Source organism: Vibrio nigripulchritudo (assembly GCF_027924785.1).
GTDB classification, from domain to species: domain Bacteria; phylum Pseudomonadota; class Gammaproteobacteria; order Enterobacterales; family Vibrionaceae; genus Vibrio; species Vibrio nigripulchritudo.
In genome coordinates, this window is the sequence record NZ_AP027049.1 from 898,035 (window position 1) to 915,903 (window position 17,869).

General features: G+C 44.7%; 19 protein-coding genes. 9 read left to right on the forward strand and 10 right to left on the reverse strand.

Annotated features, from left to right (window positions below; genetic code table 11):
- Positions 1-26: 26 nt before the first annotated feature.
- A complete protein-coding gene (gene ligA / locus QMG91_RS04380) occupies positions 27-2,042 on the forward strand; it encodes an NAD-dependent DNA ligase LigA (protein WP_281829111.1) in 2,016 nt (671 codons plus the stop codon).
- Positions 2,043-2,784: 742 nt separating this feature from the next.
- Positions 2,785-3,822 (forward strand): porin, encoded by a 1,038-nt coding sequence (locus tag QMG91_RS04385; RefSeq protein ID WP_022551363.1) that lies wholly within the window; start codon positions 2,785-2,787, stop codon positions 3,820-3,822.
- A 139-nt stretch (positions 3,823-3,961) separates the two neighbouring features.
- On the opposite strand, the gene QMG91_RS04390 is transcribed toward QMG91_RS04385, so the two are convergent.
- The gene (locus tag QMG91_RS04390; RefSeq protein WP_281829114.1) at positions 3,962-4,618 is read right to left on the reverse strand and encodes a YccT family protein; all 657 of its coding nucleotides are present in this window, start codon (positions 4,616-4,618) and stop codon (positions 3,962-3,964) included.
- Between the two features lie 152 nt (positions 4,619-4,770).
- Here QMG91_RS04390 and cueR point away from each other — a divergent pair, with 152 nt between their 5' ends.
- Positions 4,771-5,166 (forward strand): Cu(I)-responsive transcriptional regulator, encoded by a 396-nt coding sequence (cueR, locus tag QMG91_RS04395; protein ID WP_045966509.1) that lies wholly within the window; start codon positions 4,771-4,773, stop codon positions 5,164-5,166.
- 35 nt (positions 5,167-5,201) lie between these two features.
- Here cueR and QMG91_RS04400 read toward each other — a convergent pair whose 3' ends face one another.
- The 5 genes from QMG91_RS04400 to QMG91_RS04420 all read right to left on the reverse strand — a co-directional run bounded on the left by QMG91_RS04400 (position 5,202) and on the right by QMG91_RS04420 (position 9,685).
- Entirely contained in the window at positions 5,202-5,654 is a 453-nt protein-coding gene (locus tag QMG91_RS04400) for an NfeD family protein (RefSeq protein WP_281829117.1), read from the reverse strand.
- Position 5,655: 1 nt separating this feature from the next.
- Positions 5,656-6,573, reverse strand: coding sequence for an SPFH domain-containing protein (locus QMG91_RS04405; protein ID WP_022591377.1), 918 nt, complete (start codon positions 6,571-6,573; stop codon positions 5,656-5,658).
- 148 nt (positions 6,574-6,721) lie between these two features.
- Positions 6,722-7,576, reverse strand: a complete 855-nt coding sequence (locus tag QMG91_RS04410; protein ID WP_281829121.1) for a co-chaperone YbbN — start codon at positions 7,574-7,576, stop codon at positions 6,722-6,724.
- A 321-nt stretch (positions 7,577-7,897) separates the two neighbouring features.
- Positions 7,898-8,725 (reverse strand): SDR family oxidoreductase, encoded by an 828-nt coding sequence (locus tag QMG91_RS04415; RefSeq protein ID WP_281829123.1) that lies wholly within the window; start codon positions 8,723-8,725, stop codon positions 7,898-7,900.
- A gap of 45 nt (positions 8,726-8,770) precedes the next feature.
- Positions 8,771-9,685, reverse strand: coding sequence for a TIGR01777 family oxidoreductase (locus tag QMG91_RS04420; RefSeq protein ID WP_281829125.1), 915 nt, complete (start codon positions 9,683-9,685; stop codon positions 8,771-8,773).
- A gap of 334 nt (positions 9,686-10,019) precedes the next feature.
- Here QMG91_RS04420 and QMG91_RS04425 point away from each other — a divergent pair, with 334 nt between their 5' ends.
- The 5 genes from QMG91_RS04425 (at position 10,020) to yfcE (ending at position 12,936) form a co-directional block, all read left to right on the forward strand.
- Entirely contained in the window at positions 10,020-10,754 is a 735-nt protein-coding gene (locus tag QMG91_RS04425; protein ID WP_004400496.1) for a DUF1538 domain-containing protein, read from the forward strand.
- Positions 10,751-11,545 (forward strand): DUF1538 domain-containing protein, encoded by a 795-nt coding sequence (locus QMG91_RS04430; protein ID WP_022551356.1) that lies wholly within the window; start codon positions 10,751-10,753, stop codon positions 11,543-11,545. Before QMG91_RS04425 ends, QMG91_RS04430 begins: the two co-directional genes overlap by 4 nt.
- On the forward strand, positions 11,535-11,885 hold the full coding sequence (locus QMG91_RS04435; protein WP_004400499.1) for a P-II family nitrogen regulator: 351 nt from the start codon (positions 11,535-11,537) through the stop codon (positions 11,883-11,885). The genes QMG91_RS04430 and QMG91_RS04435 overlap by 11 nt, the downstream gene beginning before the upstream one ends.
- The gene (locus tag QMG91_RS04440; protein WP_004400500.1) at positions 11,882-12,286 is read left to right on the forward strand and encodes a CBS domain-containing protein; all 405 of its coding nucleotides are present in this window, start codon (positions 11,882-11,884) and stop codon (positions 12,284-12,286) included. The genes QMG91_RS04435 and QMG91_RS04440 overlap by 4 nt, the downstream gene beginning before the upstream one ends.
- A gap of 104 nt (positions 12,287-12,390) precedes the next feature.
- Entirely contained in the window at positions 12,391-12,936 is a 546-nt protein-coding gene (gene yfcE, locus QMG91_RS04445; RefSeq protein ID WP_281829128.1) for a phosphodiesterase, read from the forward strand.
- A 55-nt stretch (positions 12,937-12,991) separates the two neighbouring features.
- On the opposite strand, the gene QMG91_RS04450 is transcribed toward yfcE, so the two are convergent.
- Genes QMG91_RS04450 through QMG91_RS04465 form a run of 4 tightly spaced genes read right to left on the reverse strand, consistent with a single transcriptional unit; the run spans position 12,992 to position 15,495 of the window.
- Positions 12,992-13,270 (reverse strand): Rdx family protein, encoded by a 279-nt coding sequence (locus QMG91_RS04450; RefSeq protein WP_022591384.1) that lies wholly within the window; start codon positions 13,268-13,270, stop codon positions 12,992-12,994.
- A gap of 9 nt (positions 13,271-13,279) precedes the next feature.
- Entirely contained in the window at positions 13,280-14,044 is a 765-nt protein-coding gene (locus tag QMG91_RS04455; protein WP_281829130.1) for a sulfite exporter TauE/SafE family protein, read from the reverse strand.
- A 45-nt stretch (positions 14,045-14,089) separates the two neighbouring features.
- Complete coding sequence (locus QMG91_RS04460; RefSeq protein WP_004400509.1) at positions 14,090-14,632, reverse strand: regulatory protein ToxS; 543 nt, start codon at positions 14,630-14,632, stop codon at positions 14,090-14,092.
- Positions 14,632-15,495, reverse strand: coding sequence for a winged helix-turn-helix domain-containing protein (locus QMG91_RS04465; protein WP_281829133.1), 864 nt, complete (start codon positions 15,493-15,495; stop codon positions 14,632-14,634). The genes QMG91_RS04460 and QMG91_RS04465 overlap by 1 nt, the downstream gene beginning before the upstream one ends.
- A gap of 270 nt (positions 15,496-15,765) precedes the next feature.
- On the opposite strand from QMG91_RS04465, the gene htpG reads away from it, so the two are divergent.
- Complete coding sequence (gene htpG / locus QMG91_RS04470) at positions 15,766-17,670, forward strand: molecular chaperone HtpG (protein ID WP_281829135.1); 1,905 nt, start codon at positions 15,766-15,768, stop codon at positions 17,668-17,670.
- The last annotated feature ends 199 nt before the right edge of the window (positions 17,671-17,869 follow it).

The following is a 17,869-nucleotide window of genomic DNA, read 5'->3' on the forward strand; positions in this document are numbered from 1 at the left end:
TTTTTCTAAGCACGATAGAGCACGTTATGAGTAAGAACATTGAGCAGCAATACGCTGAGTTGAAGCAGACCCTCCATCATCATGCCGTAAAATACTACGTCGAAGACAGCCCAGTGATTCCGGATGCCGAATACGACAGGTTAATGCGTCAGCTTTTGGAAATCGAAGAGCAAAACCCTGATTGGGTGACGGTCGACTCCCCAAGCCAGCGCGTTGGAGGACCTGCACTTGATAGCTTTACGTCAGTCGCTCATGAGATTCCCATGCTCTCTCTGGATAATGCATTCAACGATGAAGAAATAGAAGGGTTCTATCGCCGAGCAACAGATAGAGCGCCAGGAACAGATATTCAAACGTTCAGTTGTGAACCTAAACTTGATGGGCTTGCAGTTAGCCTTCTTTATGAAAACGGTGTGTTAGTTCAGGCGGCAACCCGCGGAGATGGTGCCACTGGCGAAAACATTACCGAGAATGTTAGGACGATAAACGCTATTCCTCTGATTCTGCAGGGAGAAGGCTGGCCAACTCGCATTGAGGTGCGTGGTGAGGTCTTTATGCCTAAGGCGGGCTTCGACAAGATGAATGAAGAAGCGCTTAAGAAAGGTCTGAAGCCTTTTGTAAACCCGCGAAATGCAGCAGCGGGAAGCCTGCGTCAGCTGGATTCAAAAATCACCGCTACAAGACCATTGAGCTTTTATGCGTACAGCGTGGGTGTTGTAGAAGGTGGTGAACTGTCTGATAGTCACTACGAGCGATTTCTGCAACTGAAGTCGTGGGGTTTGCCTATGTGCCCAGAGACGAAACAGGTCCAAGGACTAAAAGACGTCTTTGAGTACTACAAGGACATTCTTGAGAAACGAGATAGCCTGCCGTATGAAATAGACGGTGTAGTCATAAAAATTGATGATATCGCTATTCAGGAACAGCTTGGCTTCGTTGCGAGAGCACCACGTTGGGCGATTGCATACAAATTCCCTGCGCAAGAAGAAATTACCGTTCTGAATGACGTTGAATTCCAGGTTGGTCGTACCGGAGCCATCACGCCTGTTGCTAAACTTGAACCAGTATTTGTTGGTGGCGTTACCGTCAGTAATGCTTCTCTTCACAATGCCGATGAAATCGAGCGACTAGGTGTAAAAATTGGTGACAGCGTTATTATTCGACGTGCAGGGGATGTGATTCCCCAGGTGACTGCGGTGATTTTGGAGAGACGCCCAGATAACGCTGGCGAGATTGTATACCCAACGGCTTGCCCAGTCTGCGAGTCAGACGTAGAGCGTTTAGAAGGTGAAGCCGTTACTCGCTGTACGGGAGGGCTAATTTGTCAGGCTCAGCGTAAAGAAGCACTCAAGCATTTTGTGTCCCGAAAAGCGCTCGATGTAGATGGGCTCGGCGAAAAAGTCATAGAGCAGCTAGTCGACCGTGAAATGGTGGAAACCCCAGCAGATCTTTTCAAACTTTCGGCTGGAGTCATTACCGTTTTGGATAGAATGGGTCCTAAATCGGCACAGAATGTGATTGATGCGCTAAATAAATCAAAACAGACAACGCTTCCTAGATTTCTATATTCTCTTGGAATTAGAGAAGTTGGTGAAGCAACGGCAGCAAATTTAGCAAACCACTTTAAAACACTGGAAGCCATCCAAGAAGCAAGCAAAGAGCAATTAATTGAAGTTAATGATGTTGGTGAAATAGTCGCAAATCACATCAAACGCTTCTTCGAGGCAGAGAGTAATCTTGAGGTTGTTGCAAAACTTCGGGAGTTTGGTGTCCATTGGGAAGATATCACGCAACAATCGAGTGATAAGCCTCAGCTACTTGAAGGAAAAACCGTTGTTATTACTGGTAGCTTCTCCAAGCTAAATCGAAATGAAGCTAAAGCTATGCTGCAAGAATTGGGAGCGAAGGTAACAGGAAGTGTGTCTAAGAAAACGGATATACTATTCGCTGGCGAAGCAGCCGGTTCTAAGTTAGCTAAAGCTCAGGATCTCGGAGTCGAAGTCAAAGATGAAGAGGCTCTGATAGAGATATTAGGTTTGTAATTTATTTAAAGTTACTTTGTTTAAAAGCGAGTTTGATAGCTCGCTTTTTTATTGCACTTTGAAACAAAGAATGTGTCATCAATTTATCTTAGTTATTTTAAATAGTTATGTTTTATCTTGGCGTTATTTTTTCATGGAATGATTTTTAGGAAGTTTCTTTTTAACACCAAGATATTTTTATAATAATTCATAAAAAAATCGAAAGAAGTGCAACTAATTATCATATTATTTGTCTATAAAAATATGTTGCACGCCATCTACACAGAGTTTGATTAAAAGGTTTTTAACTCCTCATAGGTAGAGGCTTTCATAATAATTCTTGTCAAAAATAAAGATATCAATTGTCAGTGATCAATATTACAAATTTGATTTTTAAAGCTATTGATATTTATCATTTTCGAGTCACTTCACTGTTTCATAATCGCAGATCTTCTTAACTTATTGATTTTTATTAGTTCTATCTTTATTTTTTAGCTCAAAATTAATAACTGTGATTCATATCATTTAAGTTGAGAAAACTTTGCTCTCGTTCATATTTTTTTAGTTAAAAAATAAGTTCTCGTTGATGTTTTTCTTCGCGAAGATAGTCTTTGTCATGTGGATACACACTGTGTATGCAGGAATAAAAAGTGTGAACTCATTAGTTTTTGAATATCACACACAGGAAAGATGCTTTCTACCTTAGCGGCCAAATTGAGGTGGATAGCGGACAAAACAGCTATATCCATTTTAGGAGTTTTCCATGGAAAAGATCTTTAAGCGCACTCTTCTGGGTGCAGCAGTGGCTTCAATTGCACTATCTGGCTCTGCACTGGCTAAACCAGCAACTGAAACAGTTGATCTGTACGGTCAAATCGCTATCTCTGTTGCGCAAAACGCACAAACAACTGATGGCGCAGACAAGCCGATCGTTATGGACAACGAATCACGTATCGGTGTTCGTGGTTCTGCAGATTGGGAACGTGGTCCAACAATCATCTGGCAATTGGAAGGTGGTAACGTTGAAGATGACGGTAAAAACAGCGGTCTAGGTGTACGTGATACATACGGCGGCTTCGACTTTGGTGATTCTGGTAAAGTTCGCTTCGGTCGTGTTCTTACTCCACTATTTGAAGTTGTTGATGGATACACAGGTCAAAGCTCAGGTGGCGGTTTCAACGTAGGTAACACAGGTAACACTAACTACGATCGCCAATCAAACATGGTTCGTTACGATTCTGCAAACCTAGGTGGTTTCAGCTTTGCTCTTGGTGCGGGTCGTGGTGATGAAGCTACAGCTGGTTCAAATGTTTACTCAGCAAGTGGTCAATTCGCAACGGGCGTATTCACTGCAAAACTAGCTTACGAAAACAATACTGACCGTGAATCAGTTGATTCAGCGAAAAACCGTGGTGATGCGAATGCAATGATTGCAGGTATCAACGTTGACCTTGAAGGTTTCGGTGTTCACGCTGCATACCTAACTGGTGAAGTTAAGCCAACAGGTGGTAAGACTGGTGCTGCTGGCTACGACAAAGGTACGCAAAGCGCATACAAGTTTGGTGCTTACTACACTGGTGTTGAGCACTGGACATTTAACCTAAACTTTGCAGCTTCTACAGATGCAAAAGTTGATGGTGAGACTAAGAAAGACAAAGACCAAACTATCACTGGTCAGGCTATGTACAGCATTGACTCAAATGCAGTGGTATACGCTCGTCTAGTTCACCACACAGATAAAGTTGCAGGCGAAAGCAACAGCGACTTAGGCTGGCGTCTAGGTATGGAATACTACTTCTAAGACCCAGTTACACTGCCTTTTTCAATTTGCCGACGTGCATGACACGTCGGCTTTTTTGCCAAGTTTTTGGTGAGAATAAAAGTTGAATATAAAACAAAAGCCACGATAAGTGGCTTTTGTTTTATCTGGAATTAATATATTAATTCATATTTGAAATAGCCCAAGTTAGAAAAGCTTTTCTATCATCTTGAGACGCTTGATTAAACAATTGCTGTAGCGTTTCCAAGTCGGTAGTCGTCGCTTTTTTAGCAGAGACATTTTTCTTTTCTATTTTTACTGTATCAACTTCGATCGCTTTACCTGTATAGGCAGCAATACTAGCTGGCTCCGAACTTTCATTAAAGTTTTTTACTTCCTGAACCATGTCTGGCATGAAAGTAAAACCAACTTTGATTTGTCCTGTTTTTAAAGACTTAAGGTCACCATTTGAATCTTTCAGGTAGAATTTAGGATCTTTATTAAACCGTTCCCCCTGGCTTAATGTGTTTATTCTTGGGATAGTCAGAGCAATCTCACTATCAGAACTGGTAAAAGTTGCCACTAAAGGCTGAGACTTAAATTTAGTGTTTTTACTACCAGCTTCAGTTACCACTTTTGCTACTCGAAACACAATCTGATTAGTCCCGTTAGGAATAGTTAATGTTTCTTTATAATCAAAGCCAAAACTTGAGTAACCAATATCCTCTCCGTTGACGATCATAAGCTGAACATCTTTAGGTATAGAAATCTCAACATCAGCTAGTGATGCAAATGGAACCAGTGCTGAAGTGAGCAATAGCTTATGACTTAATTTCATAGTTCTCTCCCTGCAAAATGAGAAACAAGTCTACTATTCATTTTATTATTTGTTCTGCAAAGAAAGTATTAAATAATCTCTGCTTTGCGATCTTACGCTCGTAGTAATTTGACGTTATATTAATAGCGAACATAATGTTGGACTGACTGATAATGAACATTTCTAAAGTTGCAGAGTTGACCGGTCTCACCACCAAATCGATTCGATTTTATGAATCAAAGGAGATTACCTCTCCAGCACTTCGTAGTGCCAATGGATATCGGACTTATTCAGAAAAGCATATTGAAGAGTTGCAGCTTGTGGCGCGAGCGAGAGCTGCTGGATTTAACCTAGATGAGTGTAAGTCTCTACTGGAACTTGCCTTCAATCCTTCTCGTACCAGTGCCGAGGTGAAGCAAAAAACACGCGAGAAACTGGCGGAAGTTGAAGCCAAAATTTCAGAGCTGACTTTAATGAAATCTCAGTTAGAAGCGTGGATTGAAGAATGCCCAGGGGATGAAGGACAAGAATGTCCCATTATCGATAATTTGTGCGGACATAAAAAATAGGCTCATTAAGAGCCTATTTTTAGTTTGAATCCATCTTAATCCACAGCTTCGATGGTGAGGATTATGCCGTTTACTGAAGTGACTTTTACCATGGTTCCTGCGGTGAGTGCTTTTTCGCTGACGGCAGACCAGGTTGTATCACCAACTCGAATTCGACATCTCCCTGCCTGAATATCCTCTTCGAGTCGAGTAATTTGACCGACAAGCTGTTTGTCTTTCTGGTTTAGGTCGGTAGCTTTGTCGTCAAGCACGTCTTTTTTGTGCTGATACCGCCACCAAAGCCAGGTAGTGACCAGAGAGAAAACCGCAAAGCAGACCCATTGTAACTCCCAGCTCATTGGCAGAAGGAGTTTTACGATACCCACTAAAATGGCGGAAATACCAATCCACAGCAGATACCCTGCGGTGCCTAATAGCTCGCCGCATAAAAGCACCAGCCCAAGGGCTATCCAGTGCCAGTGATTCATTTGGTCAAGCAGTTCAAACATATTACTTCTCTTTCGATTCTTTAAACATTTCGGCAATGCCAGCGACTGAGCCCATTAGACCCGTTGCTTCAAGTGGCAGCATGATGATCTTACCGTTTTCTGCCTGTCCAATCGACTTGATCGCTTCGGTATAACCCTGCGCAATAAAGTAGTTAACGGCTTGCATGTCACCTTGAGCAATGGCATTAGATACCATCTCTGTTGCTCGAGCTTCCGCTTCCGCCGCGCGTTCCCTTGCTTCTGCCTGAAGAATGGCCGCTTGTTTGTCACCTTCCGCTTTTAAGATTTCAGCTTGTTTCTGACCTTCTGCTCGTAGGATCTCTGCTTGACGAACACCTTCTGCCTCTAGCACTTCAGCTCGCTTATTACGCTCTGCTTTCATTTGGGCATTCATTGCCGCGGTAAGATCTGAAGGAGGCTGCACATCTTTAATTTCGATACGGGTGACTTTAACTCCCCATGGGTTGGTTGCTTCATCAACGATAGACAATAAGCGCGTATTGATCATGTCACGTTGGCTGAGCATTTCATCAAGTTCAAGAGAGCCCAAAACGGTACGAATATTTGTCAGGGTAAGGTTTCGGATTGCGTGTTCCAGATCGTTCACTTCATACGCGGCTTTTGCCGCATCGACAACCTGAACAAAACAGACTGCGTCTATAGTGACGTTGGCGTTGTCCTTAGAAATGACTTCCTGTGCTGGAATATCCAGAACGCGTTCCATCATATTCACTCTGTGACCGATGGAATCAATGAAAGGGATAATGAGGTTTAAGCCTGGCTTAAGCGTTTGGGTATAGCGTCCAAAACGCTCTACTGTCCAATTGTTGCCCTGAGGAACGGTTTTAACGCCTGCAACGATAAATATGATGGCGACAAAAAGCAGTACGCCAATGGTGATGAGCATGTCGAGTTCCATGACTGTATCCTTAATGCATATTGGAGACTTCAGGATACAAGGAACTTCGTTAACAGGGTACTTAATTTATGAAAACGTGAGAGTTTTTGCGTTACGCTTTGCACATATAAAAAGCAGCCCGTTTGGGCTGCCTTTGATGAGAAAAGGTTTAGTAAAGAAGAGAGTAAAGTTTACGGCGGTACTGACCCGCAAGTGCATGACCTTGCCCAAGAGCAGAAAGAATATCCATGAAGGATTTCTTTAAATCGCCATCAAGTGCATTCAAATCTTTTGATAAGAATTGCCACATGAGTTCAAGTGCTTCTTCATCTCTCCCCACCTGGTGATATTGAAGAGCCAAATCACTGGCGAACTGAATGTTCTCTGGCTCGTTTTGAAACTGAGCTTCCAAAGCTTGAATTTCCGGGCTATCGGCTGCCTGCTTTTGAAGGTCAAGTTTGGCTACCAGACTCTTGTAGTAGTTATCCTGATATTCCAAAGGAATAGCGGAAAGGAGTTGCTCAGCAGTTTCAAATTGATTGGTTTCAAGCAAACAGTCTACGGTTACTAGTTTAACGTCACCGCGTTGTTTGAACTCCTCAGACAGTGTCGAAATTTCTGCAAGCGCTTCGGTGAATTGTTGAGCTTGAAGTTTTTCCTGAATGGATTTGAGCGCCAGTTCATCCTGACTTGGAAGGTGCTTTTCAAGCATAGACTTGATGGCTTCAATAGGTTGAGGACCACCCAAACCGTCGGTAGGCTGACCATTCACGAACAATGCAATCGTTGGTAGCGCCTGTACACCAAACTGACTCGCAATCATTTGCTGCTCTTCACAGTTGATGGTCGCCAGAGTGAATGCGCCTTGATACTGTGAAGCGAGTGTCCTCAATTCCGGAATGATTTGCACACTTTCCTGGCTCATTGGAGCCCAAAAATGGATCAGTACTGGAGTCTGCGCAGAGCCCTCAAGCACTTGACGAAAGTTCTGTTCATTGATTTCAACGGTAAATTCAGACGACATGGTCTTTCCTTATAAATGAGCACTGTCTATTAGGTAAGGGTAAACGAGAGAGAAATCAAGGGGAAATGCCACACAAGGTGGCATTCGTGTGAAAGCAAGCAAAGGTGTAAAGTCACAGAATTAGAATAATAAGCGCTACGCCTAAGCTCAGCCAGTTTAGCTGGTTTAGTGTCATTGTTTCCTCAACAGGTAACGCAAGGGCAAGTAAAAATAGGAATGTTTTCCAGCCTCAAGTGTATTGGAGGTTTGTTAACTTTTTATGACACTCATACGGCTTATTTATGAAGTTCGACTCATAGCAATAGCTTGAGACTTTCTAGTCTATGCCGCTTTGGATAAGATCTTGTCTAGCCATGTTGTCGGTAATATGCGTTTGAATACAGCAAAAACTTTGGTTGGTGTAGTGACTCGATAGCGAATCTTGGGTTTGTTGGCTTCTATCGCATGGATAAGCGGGGAAACCATAGATTCAGGAGGAAGAGTGAAAGCGTTACCTGACTTATCGTTGCCCAACCGCTGAAGCTGCAGCTCGTATTCCGAACGATGAACACTGGACTCTACGTTGATCCATTTTTGAAAATGTTTGAGTGCGTTGGCTCTGAACTGGGTTTCGATAGGTCCCGGTTCAATCAAAGAAATATGTATTCCGCTGTTTGCCAGTTCAAGTCTGATCGTGTCCGTCCACCCTTCAAGTGCAAACTTCGAAGCATTGTAGGCACCGCGGTATTTCATCGCTGCAAAACCCAATACAGAACTGTTTTGAATGATGCGACCATAGCCTTGCGCTCTCATCATAGGAAGGACCTGCTTCACCAGTTCATGCCAGCCAAATACATTGGTCTCAAACTGTTCTCTCAGAGCGTCGGTAGGCAAGTCTTCCAGCGCACCAGCTTGTCCGTAAGCGCCGTTATTAAACAGGGCATCCAGTTTTCCATCGGTAATGGCTAATGCTTCCTTCAATCCGCTCGTGATGCTGTCGGTGTCACTGACATCCAGCAATACACAATTCAGTCCTTCTGAACGAAGTCGAGCTACATCTTCTTCGCGTCGGCAAGAGGCGACGACCAGATAGCCTTTCTTATTTAGTTCGTGAGCACATACGTAGCCAATACCTGTTGAGCAGCCCGTAATCAGAATGGACTTTGTCATGAATTTTCCCTGTAAAAACCTAAACTTCAGGCAGTGTAACAGACCCTAATCCTGATGCTGAAGAATGTTTTTAAGCGCAGGTTCCAGCCGGGAAAAAGTGAAATTGAATCCAAGCTCGGTCAGGTGCTTGGGTTTGGCTCGAATGCTATCGAACAAGAGGGTAGACGCTTCACCAAGTGCCGCTTGCATTACCCATTTGGGTGTGAACAATACGTGCGGGCGGTTAAGCACCTTGGCGAGTGTTTTGCTGAACATCTGATTTTGAACTGGATGAGGAGCACATAGATTGAACGCCCCTCGGGCATGCTCAGTCTCCAACAGGTACATAATGGCTCTTACCATGTCCTGAAGATGTATCCAGGGCATGTATTGTTTACCACTGCCTATTGGGCCGCCTAACCCCAGCTTGTAAGGAGGCAGCATTTTTCCAAGGGCACCGCCGTGCGAACCCAGAACGATCCCCGTTCGAAGAATACAGACTCGGGTAAGGTCAGAATCGGCTCTTTTAGCGATGGCTTCCCACTGAGCGCAAACTTGATGAGCGAATTGCTCTTGGTGGACGTGAAGGTTTTCATCAAAAGGATGGGCTTGCTGATCGCCGTAATAACCCACGGCAGAGCCACTAATAAACACGGTTGGTGGTTGAGTACTGGCGTGAATAAGGGAAACGATCTGCTCGGTTACGTTCCAGCGGCTGTCGCAGATAATTCGTTTCTGATCATTTGTCCAGCGTTTGTCGGCAATAGGTTCACCGGCGAGATTAATCACTGCATCGAAATCATTGAGATCAGAAAAAGAATCCAGTGAGGTGATGTACTCGATGTTACCGAAATCGGCATGGGTCAATGTGTTTCTGGCGGAATTTTCACAACGAGTGAGAATAACAAGTTGATTACCTGCTAAGTGTTTAACGAGTTCCTTTCCAATAAAACCGGTTCCTCCGGTTAGCAACACTTTCATATTATTCCTCATTGTCTTTTACCGTTGTTCATTATAGACGTTGGAGGTCGAGTTAGATCAGAGTGAAAGACTGAGTGGTCACGACCTGGGCAATTCGGATTATCGAGCAATACGTTGACAACAAATTTGTAAAATAATTCCCCCCAAGAATTGAACGATAGCGTTATTGTCACATTTTCTTACAACTTTATGTGCCATGCTGTATATATAAGCGATTGATGAACATGAAGCGTCGCTTGGGTATGTCGTTCATTGAACAGGAAAAACAATAAAAGCGCTTAATAGCGAGTTCCATAGAGCGACTCATTGCTGACCAGAAATCACAGGGGGTGGAATGTCAGCCATTCTTGCGCTAGCTAAGTCTATGCTTTCCAGCTTTAGAGATCTTATGCCGATAATACTGGTTATCGGATTCTTTCAGCTTGTTGTTCTACAAGAACCTCTTCCTAACTTACTCTCCATTCTTTTTGGCTTACTCCTTGTTGTTCTGGGTCTTACTTTTTTCATTTTTGGACTTGAAATGGGTTTGTTTCCTATCGGCGAATCCATGGCACAAGCCTTTGCCAGAAAGGGGAGTGTCGTCTGGCTCATTATTTTTGCTTTTAGTCTAGGGTTTGGTACCACTATCGCAGAGCCTGCGTTAACGGCAGTCGCACAGGAAGCCTCAGAGGTAGCAGCGGAAGGGGGAGTCATCGACCATACCGAAGAAGCAATGGAAAGCTACGCCGATGGCTTGAGATTAACCGTTGCTCTGTCTGTTGGAGTGGCGATTGTGATTGGTGTGATCCGAATTTTAAAAGGGTGGCCGATTCACATCATGATTATTGGTGGCTATCTGGGGATCGTGATACTGACTGGGTTCGCCCCAGATACCATTATCGGTATTGCTTATGATTCGGGCGGCGTTACAACCTCGACCATTACGGTGCCTCTGGTTACGGCTCTGGGCGTAGGTCTGGCTTCAGCGATTAAAGGACGAAACCCAATGATTGATGGTTTCGGTCTGATCGCATTTGCCTCGTTGTTGCCAATGATGTTTGTGATGATCTACGGGATGGTGCTGTCATGATTAGCCCGTCTCTTTTTATTGATACCTTTGTTGGAACGGTTCGTGACGTGATTCCAATAGCGTCGATTATCTTTGGTTTTCAGTTTGCGGTGCTGCGCAAGCCGATTGTTAATCTGGGGAAAGTGGTTCTTGGGTTTGTGTATGTTCTGCTCGGTTTATCGCTTTTCCTTATAGGTCTGGAACTGGCACTGTTTCCACTTGGTGAAACCATGGCAACGCAGCTGACAGAGCCTGAATTTCTGCAAGAATTTAAAATATCGCTCGGTCAGTCCCTAGACTGGATAGATTACTACTGGGTGTATTTGTTTGCCTTCTTTATCGGCTTCAGTACCACAGTGGCGGAACCGTCACTGATTGCCGTTGCGATTAAAGCGAACCAGGTGTCTGGTGGTTCAATCAGCGTCAATGGATTGCGATTTGCAGTCGCACTTGGTGTTGCCGTGGGCATCTCACTTGGTAGTTATCGCATCGTGGTCGGAGACCCTATCCATTATTACATCATCAGCGGTTACATCGTGGTGGTGATTCAAACCTTTTTTGCTCCCAAACTCATTGTGCCTCTGGCGTACGATTCCGGTGGTGTAACGACCTCAACCGTTACCGTTCCGTTAGTTACAGCTCTGGGGTTGGGATTAGCTTCCACAGTGCCGGGGAGGAACCCGGTTATCGATGGCTTTGGACTGATCGCGTTCGCCAGTTTATTTCCAATGATTTCCGTCATGGGTTACGCGCAGCTAACTCAATGGCTGAACCAGCGATCTTCGTCAAAGGAGAAAGAAAATGCGCTTTAAACTCATCATTGCTTTTGTTGAAGAAAGTAAAACGGATTTGGTTCTGGATGCCGCACGCAGTGCAGGGGCAACCGGAGCGACAGTAATCAACCACGCTCGTGGAGAAGGTCTCAATAAGAAAACAACCTTCTTAGGGCTGACGTTAGAAGTTCAGAAAGACGTATTGCTGTTTGTGGTAGAAGAGCATCTGTCTCGCCATATTCTCGAAAAAATTGGTGAGGTAGGCGAATTTGATGAAGCATCAGGGCAGGGCATTGCGGTGCAAATTGATGTAGAAGACGCCGTGGGCGTAGCCCATCAAGTTGAAACTTTAACCAGAGTAGTAGAAGAAAAATTATGAGTATGCAGATGATGATACAGGTCAGAAATGTCATGTCAGACTCCTACGTAATTGTCGATGGTCTGACAACCGTTCAGGAAGCCATTCATTTGGCAAAAGAGCATCAGGTGAAAGCATTGCTGGTGGACAAACGTTACGAAGACGACGAATACGGCATTGTGCTTATGAATGATATTGCCAAAAGAGTACTGGCGCAGAACCGTTCTCCAGAGCGAACCAATATCTATGAAATCATGACCAAGCCCGCGCTCTCTGTGCAGCCCAATATGAACGTTAAATATTGTGCCCGACTGTTTGAGCGTTTCGGCATCAGCCGTGCCCCAGTGGTTGAGGACGGTAAAGTCATCGGCATGGTGAGTTACAACAACATAGTCATCAATGGCATGGCAAAAGACGTTTGAAATTTCTCAGGACTCGTTCCTCATTGGTGTGAAATCAAAGCACAAGCGGATAAGATTGGTGTAGAGTCCGAATCTTGCTCGACTTTTCATCTGATGAGGATCTTATGAGACTGTTTTTTGCTTCAGACTTACATGGCTGCGCGCATGCGACGAAGAAAGTGATTGAGGCTTTCCACCAATCGGGTTGCGAACACTTTCTATTGCTTGGTGACACCCTAAATCACGGACCGCGAAATCCGGTTCCTGATGGCTATAACCCGCCAGAAGTGGCTGCAATGTTGAACGAGTTATCCGATAGAATCATTGCTGTCCGTGGCAATTGTGACAGTGAAGTGGATCAAATGCTTCTCAACTTTCCAACACTGTCTGATTACACATGGGTATTGTTAGAAAATGGCAGGCGTCTCTTTTTAACTCATGGTCACATCTACAATTCAAACAAGCGCCCTAACCTAAAGGCGGGGGATGTTATTTGTCACGGACACACTCATATTCCTGTCGCAGGTGAAGTGGACGGCGTGTTCATCTTTAATCCTGGAAGCACTACATTCCCTAGAGACGGGTATCAAGCCAGCTATGGGCTTTATGAAAATGGGCGGTTTGTCGTTCAGAGTTTTTCCGGAGAGGTCATTGTCGCGGGGGAGATGTAAGCCCAGCACTCATATAAAATGAGAACTAGGCTTTATCCATTCAACAGACTTTAGGTTACTTAGAATCCGAATGACCCAGATCTCGCTCTGGGTCAATCACATCACGAACCTTCTGCTTGAGCACTTTTGCTTCCGGGAACCCACCATCGCGTTTTCTCTCCCAGATTAATACACCATTACAGTGTATTTCGAAGCGCCCTCCAGTATCAGGGTGCAAAGACACGGTTTCAATTTCTTCGCTGAACGTGTGAAGCAACTCTTGGCTTAGCCAGGCAGAGCGGAGCATCCAATTGCATTGGCGGCAATAGTAAATATCAATAATGGCTTTTTCCATAGAACCCTCTTACCAGGCGGAATAGATAAGTTTAATGCTCACCATAATGGTCAGCACTTCAAAAGCAATTTTTATAACAGAATTTGGTAAACGGTGGGTTGCAATTGCGCCAAGCCAGCCACCAAGAAAGGAGCTGACGAGTAGAATGGGCACCCAGGTCCAGTGAGGGTCGATGCCGACATTCACTATGGCTATCGCTCCCATGCCGTTCCAGAACAGCCCTACGCAAACCAGAGTAAGTGCAACCGCCTGTTTGTAACTGAAACCAAACCAGCGAACTAAGAACAGAGTAACAACTAAGCCAGAACCGGCGGTCAGTGAACCATTGAAGATACCAAGCAGAAACAGTACAACACCACCAATTAGCCATCCTAGAGGATCTCGGTGGCTGGGGCGTTCCTGCTGTCCTAGCTCTTTTTTGAATCGGGAATAGATACCCAGAGACAAGATAATAAAACCAAGTAATAACTCACCAATTTTTCCCGGTAAGATCAATACGACATAAGCCCCTGCAACCACTCCCAAGCAACCTGTGACAATAAGGTAGACGGCAAGCTTAAGATCAAACTGTTTGGCACGAAGGTGTGAAATTGCCGCTCCCAGCCCCATAGCGACCGTGGCGATCTTGTGTGTCGCGAGCGCTGTCTGAAAACTCAGCCCAAGAAAAATAAGTAAAGGGAACTGGAGTAACCCTGCTCCTCCTCCTGCTATAGAAGATAGGGTGCTCGCGGTTAAGGAACCAATAAAGAGATAAGTGCTTTGAAGCCAGTCCATAGTCTTTCTGAAAAGAGGGAGGCAACCCTGCCTCCCCTTGTGTTGTTAGTGAGAATACAAAACGGTGGAACCGTGATCCAAGCTGGTCATCAACAGCGCTTTTGCATTGATGATTTCAACCCGACGGCTTTGCTGAGCATCCATTTTGAAAATCTGGGTAATGACTTTGAGTTGCTTGTCGGTGAAGTCTGCCCCCTGATTGGACGAGATATCTTTAAACTCTTTAGGCTCAATCAAAAGGTAGTTATCACTCAATTCCCAGGCACCGTTTTCCGATACATTAATGGTCGACGAGGTGTTTTTCTCGTGTGTTCCGGTGTAAAGGTTAATCCGTGATACCCGCAGATAAGTGCCGTTTGGCAGGTACTTTACATTCGAATCTATGGTCGCTTTTCTCAAAGGACCAATAACCTCATCCTGCTCAGAATCGGACTCAATGAAAAGACGAGTCACCATGCGCGACTGCCATTCGCGTGAGGTCAGAACATTCTCAACTTTTGCGCTTGTTTGTGTATAGAGCCATGCACTGGCGAGCGCTGACACAACCAGAAAAATTAACGCTCTTTTCAAGTTTTTCGTCATAGTCATTAGTTACATACCTGTGCAAAGTCTGGTTGAGTTGAGAAGAGCCGCAAAGTCACGTTTTCACTTGAGTAGTGAATAGAGTGGATGTAATTCAAAATGATCTGTCCATTTTGACCACCCGTTGCTATCACTTGAACAGGCGCGAGATCGCCTTCATGTTGCGACGCGTAGTGCTCGATACACTTCTCTATATTCGGCAGAGACTGCTGCATACTAGGGTGGTTTTCAGGCATGCGAACCGGAATTCCAGCGACTTCTGCAATGGTTGTGAATTTGGCTGGTTTTTGCTGAGAGCCTAAGTAGGTTAAGAATGGCAGAGCAAATGCCAGAATGACGGCAAGCCAGACCCATTTGCTGTCTTTTGATGCAGGTTGTACCGGTTCAGATGGGATGATGACAGCATCATCTTGAACTGGCGTGGTAACGGCTGAAGTAGACGGCTCTTTTTCTACCAACTCTTTAGTGTCTACAGCGGGTTCTGTTACTTCAGGAAGGTCGGCAACTTCTTCATTAGAGTTAGGTGTATTGCGTTCAACCGAAGAGATGAGTTGGTACCCACGCTTAGGAACGGTTTTTACAAACTGTGGAGATTTTGTGGAGTCTTTCAGCATCTTTCTGAGGGTAGAAATAGCCTGAGTCAGACTGGAGTCATCGACCTGAAATCCTTGGTCGCGCCAAACGAATTCGTGCAGCTGCTGACGGGTGATCACCTCATTTGGGCGTTCCGACAACATAAGCAAAATACGGCTTTCATTACTTCCCAGACGAATAACTTCATTGTCGCTGTGCTGGTCTACTAACGAGTTGCTGTTAGGATCAAAAATAAACCGTTGCGCGAGAATGAATTTAGTACCGATATTAGTCATTATTGAAGCACTTAGTCTTGATTAGAGTTCTGTGAAACCGAAGGTGTGTGAGTGTGATTTTATTCACACTTTATCTTCTTTGAGAATTTTTACGCACCATAGAATAATCAAAAACGATCAAAAAAACATTGTTTTTATCTCTTTTGACCTTGAATTTACATTTGCCAGCCACATCTAACTAGCATCTTGGAATTTAGTTTGAAAACCAACTCTCAAGAAAGTTCCAGGTTTTCAAATTTGTGCATCTAAATGTCTAGTTTTGGAGTGAAGATGAGCGAGACAATCACAAACAACAAAGAAACTCGAGGCTTTCAATCAGAAGTAAAACAGTTACTTCATTTGATGATTCATTCTCTATACTCGAATAAAGAAATTTTCCTACGCGAGCTTATTTCTAACGCGTCTGACGCATCAGACAAGCTCCGTTTTCAAGCGCTATCAAACGCAGACCTGTATCAAGGTGACGCCGACCTAGGTGTTAAGCTGTCGTTTGATGCAGAGGCAAATACCCTAACGATTTCTGATAACGGTATCGGCATGAGCCGTGATGACGTGATCGAGCATCTGGGTACCATCGCAAAGTCCGGTACAGCGGATTTCTTCGCGAAGCTTTCTGAAGATCAAAGCAAAGACTCGCAGCTTATCGGTCAGTTTGGTGTAGGTTTCTACTCTGCATTCATTGTTGCTGACGCAGTAACAGTGCGTACGCGTGCAGCTGGTCTGGCAAGCGATGAAGCAGTGCAGTGGCATTCGGTAGGTGAAGGTGAATACACCATTGAGAGCATCACCAAAGAATCGCGTGGTACAGACATCATCCTTCACATGCGTGACGAAGGTAAAGAGTTCCTGTCTGAGTACCGTCTGCGTGATGTAATCAGCAAGTATTCTGACCACATTGGTATTCCTGTTTCCATTCTGACCAAAGTGAAGGATGAAGAAGGCAAAGAAACAGAAGAAACCAAGTGGGAGCAAATCAACAAGGCTCAGGCGCTTTGGACTCGTGGTAAGTCAGACATTTCTGAAGACGAATACAAAGAATTCTACAAGCACGTAGCAAACGATTTTGCAGATCCACTCACGTGGAGCCACAACAAAGTCGAAGGTAAAAACGACTACACCAGCTTGTTGTACATCCCTGCGAAAGCACCTTGGGATATGATGAACCGCGATCACAAGAGTGGTCTGAAGCTGTATGTGCAGCGCGTATTCATCATGGATGACGCTGAACAGTTTATGCCAAGCTACCTGCGTTTTGTTCGCGGTTTGATAGATTCCAACGACCTGCCTTTGAACGTTTCTCGTGAAATTCTTCAGGATAACAAGGTGACTCAGTCACTTCGTAGTGCCTGTACTAAGCGTGTGCTTGGTATGCTTGAGAAAATGGCGAAGAAAGATGAAGAACAATACCTGTCTTTCTGGAAAGAGTTTGGTCTGGTTCTGAAAGAAGGTCCGGCAGAAGACTTCTCAAACAAAGAGAAAATTGCAGGGCTGATGCGTTTTGCTTCTTCTGAAGTTGATAACTCTGAGCAAACTGTTTCTCTTGCGTCTTACGTAGAGCGCATGAAAGAAGGTCAGGACAAGATTTATTACCTGACAGCCGACAGCTACGCAGCAGCGAAGAACAGCCCGCATCTGGAGCAGTTCAAGTCGAAAGGCATCGAAGTTGTTCTGATGTTTGACCGCATTGATGAGTGGCTAATGAACTACCTGACCGAGTTCGATGGCAAGCAGTTCCAGTCAATCACTAAAGCGGGTCTGGATCTGAGCAAGTTTGAAGACGAAGCAGAAAAAGAGAAGCAGAAAGAAACCGAAGAAGAGTTCAAGTCGGTGGTTGAGCGCACGCAAACTTACTTGGGTGACCGAGTGAAAGAGGTTCGTACAACCTTCAAACTGGCGTCTACCCCTGCAGTTGTTGTGACTGATGACTTTGAAATGGGTACGCAAATGGCGAAGCTTCTGGAAGCGGCTGGTCAGGCTGTTCCTGAAGTGAAGTACATTTTTGAACTGAACCCAGAACACGACATGGTGAAGCGTATGGCGGATGAAGCCGACGAAGAAATCTTTGGTCGCTGGGTTGAAGTATTACTTGGTCAGGCAATGTTGGCAGAACGCGGTGCGCTGGAAGATCCAACGCAGTACGTTGGTGCGGTCAACCAGCTTTTGACTAAGGTGTAATAGGCGAATCAAATTCCCTAGGTAACACTGTATCAAGCCCCACTTTTTGAGTGGGGCTTTATTACCTTAGCGACGTATCTCATGCGGAGTAGGTGTTAGGTTACTTGGAGATAATGGTCACTTTTTGAGTAGCCAAACTGGCAAGGGTCGAAAATAGTCATTTATATATGGTATATTCACGCCCGATTTCATTGGGGCT

Excerpts from the sequence above, each read along its gene's own strand:
- ligA (WP_281829111.1), top strand. The coding sequence starts at position 27 with ATGAGTAAGAACATTGAGCAGCAATACGCTGAGTTGAAGCAGACCCTC.
- QMG91_RS04385 (WP_022551363.1), top strand. The coding sequence starts at position 2,785 with ATGGAAAAGATCTTTAAGCGCACTCTTCTGGGTGCAGCAGTGGCTTCA.
- QMG91_RS04390 (WP_281829114.1), bottom strand. The coding sequence starts at position 4,618 with ATGAAATTAAGTCATAAGCTATTGCTCACTTCAGCACTGGTTCCATTT.
- cueR (WP_045966509.1), top strand. The coding sequence starts at position 4,771 with ATGAACATTTCTAAAGTTGCAGAGTTGACCGGTCTCACCACCAAATCG.
- QMG91_RS04400 (WP_281829117.1), bottom strand. The coding sequence starts at position 5,654 with ATGTTTGAACTGCTTGACCAAATGAATCACTGGCACTGGATAGCCCTT.
- QMG91_RS04405 (WP_022591377.1), bottom strand. The coding sequence starts at position 6,573 with ATGGAACTCGACATGCTCATCACCATTGGCGTACTGCTTTTTGTCGCC.
- QMG91_RS04410 (WP_281829121.1), bottom strand. The coding sequence starts at position 7,576 with ATGTCGTCTGAATTTACCGTTGAAATCAATGAACAGAACTTTCGTCAA.
- QMG91_RS04415 (WP_281829123.1), bottom strand. The coding sequence starts at position 8,725 with ATGACAAAGTCCATTCTGATTACGGGCTGCTCAACAGGTATTGGCTAC.
- QMG91_RS04420 (WP_281829125.1), bottom strand. The coding sequence starts at position 9,685 with ATGAAAGTGTTGCTAACCGGAGGAACCGGTTTTATTGGAAAGGAACTC.
- QMG91_RS04425 (WP_004400496.1), top strand. The coding sequence starts at position 10,020 with ATGTCAGCCATTCTTGCGCTAGCTAAGTCTATGCTTTCCAGCTTTAGA.
- QMG91_RS04430 (WP_022551356.1), top strand. The coding sequence starts at position 10,751 with ATGATTAGCCCGTCTCTTTTTATTGATACCTTTGTTGGAACGGTTCGT.
- QMG91_RS04435 (WP_004400499.1), top strand. The coding sequence starts at position 11,535 with ATGCGCTTTAAACTCATCATTGCTTTTGTTGAAGAAAGTAAAACGGAT.
- QMG91_RS04440 (WP_004400500.1), top strand. The coding sequence starts at position 11,882 with ATGAGTATGCAGATGATGATACAGGTCAGAAATGTCATGTCAGACTCC.
- yfcE (WP_281829128.1), top strand. The coding sequence starts at position 12,391 with ATGAGACTGTTTTTTGCTTCAGACTTACATGGCTGCGCGCATGCGACG.
- QMG91_RS04450 (WP_022591384.1), bottom strand. The coding sequence starts at position 13,270 with ATGGAAAAAGCCATTATTGATATTTACTATTGCCGCCAATGCAATTGG.
- QMG91_RS04455 (WP_281829130.1), bottom strand. The coding sequence starts at position 14,044 with ATGGACTGGCTTCAAAGCACTTATCTCTTTATTGGTTCCTTAACCGCG.
- QMG91_RS04460 (WP_004400509.1), bottom strand. The coding sequence starts at position 14,632 with ATGACTATGACGAAAAACTTGAAAAGAGCGTTAATTTTTCTGGTTGTG.
- QMG91_RS04465 (WP_281829133.1), bottom strand. The coding sequence starts at position 15,495 with ATGACTAATATCGGTACTAAATTCATTCTCGCGCAACGGTTTATTTTT.
- htpG (WP_281829135.1), top strand. The coding sequence starts at position 15,766 with ATGAGCGAGACAATCACAAACAACAAAGAAACTCGAGGCTTTCAATCA.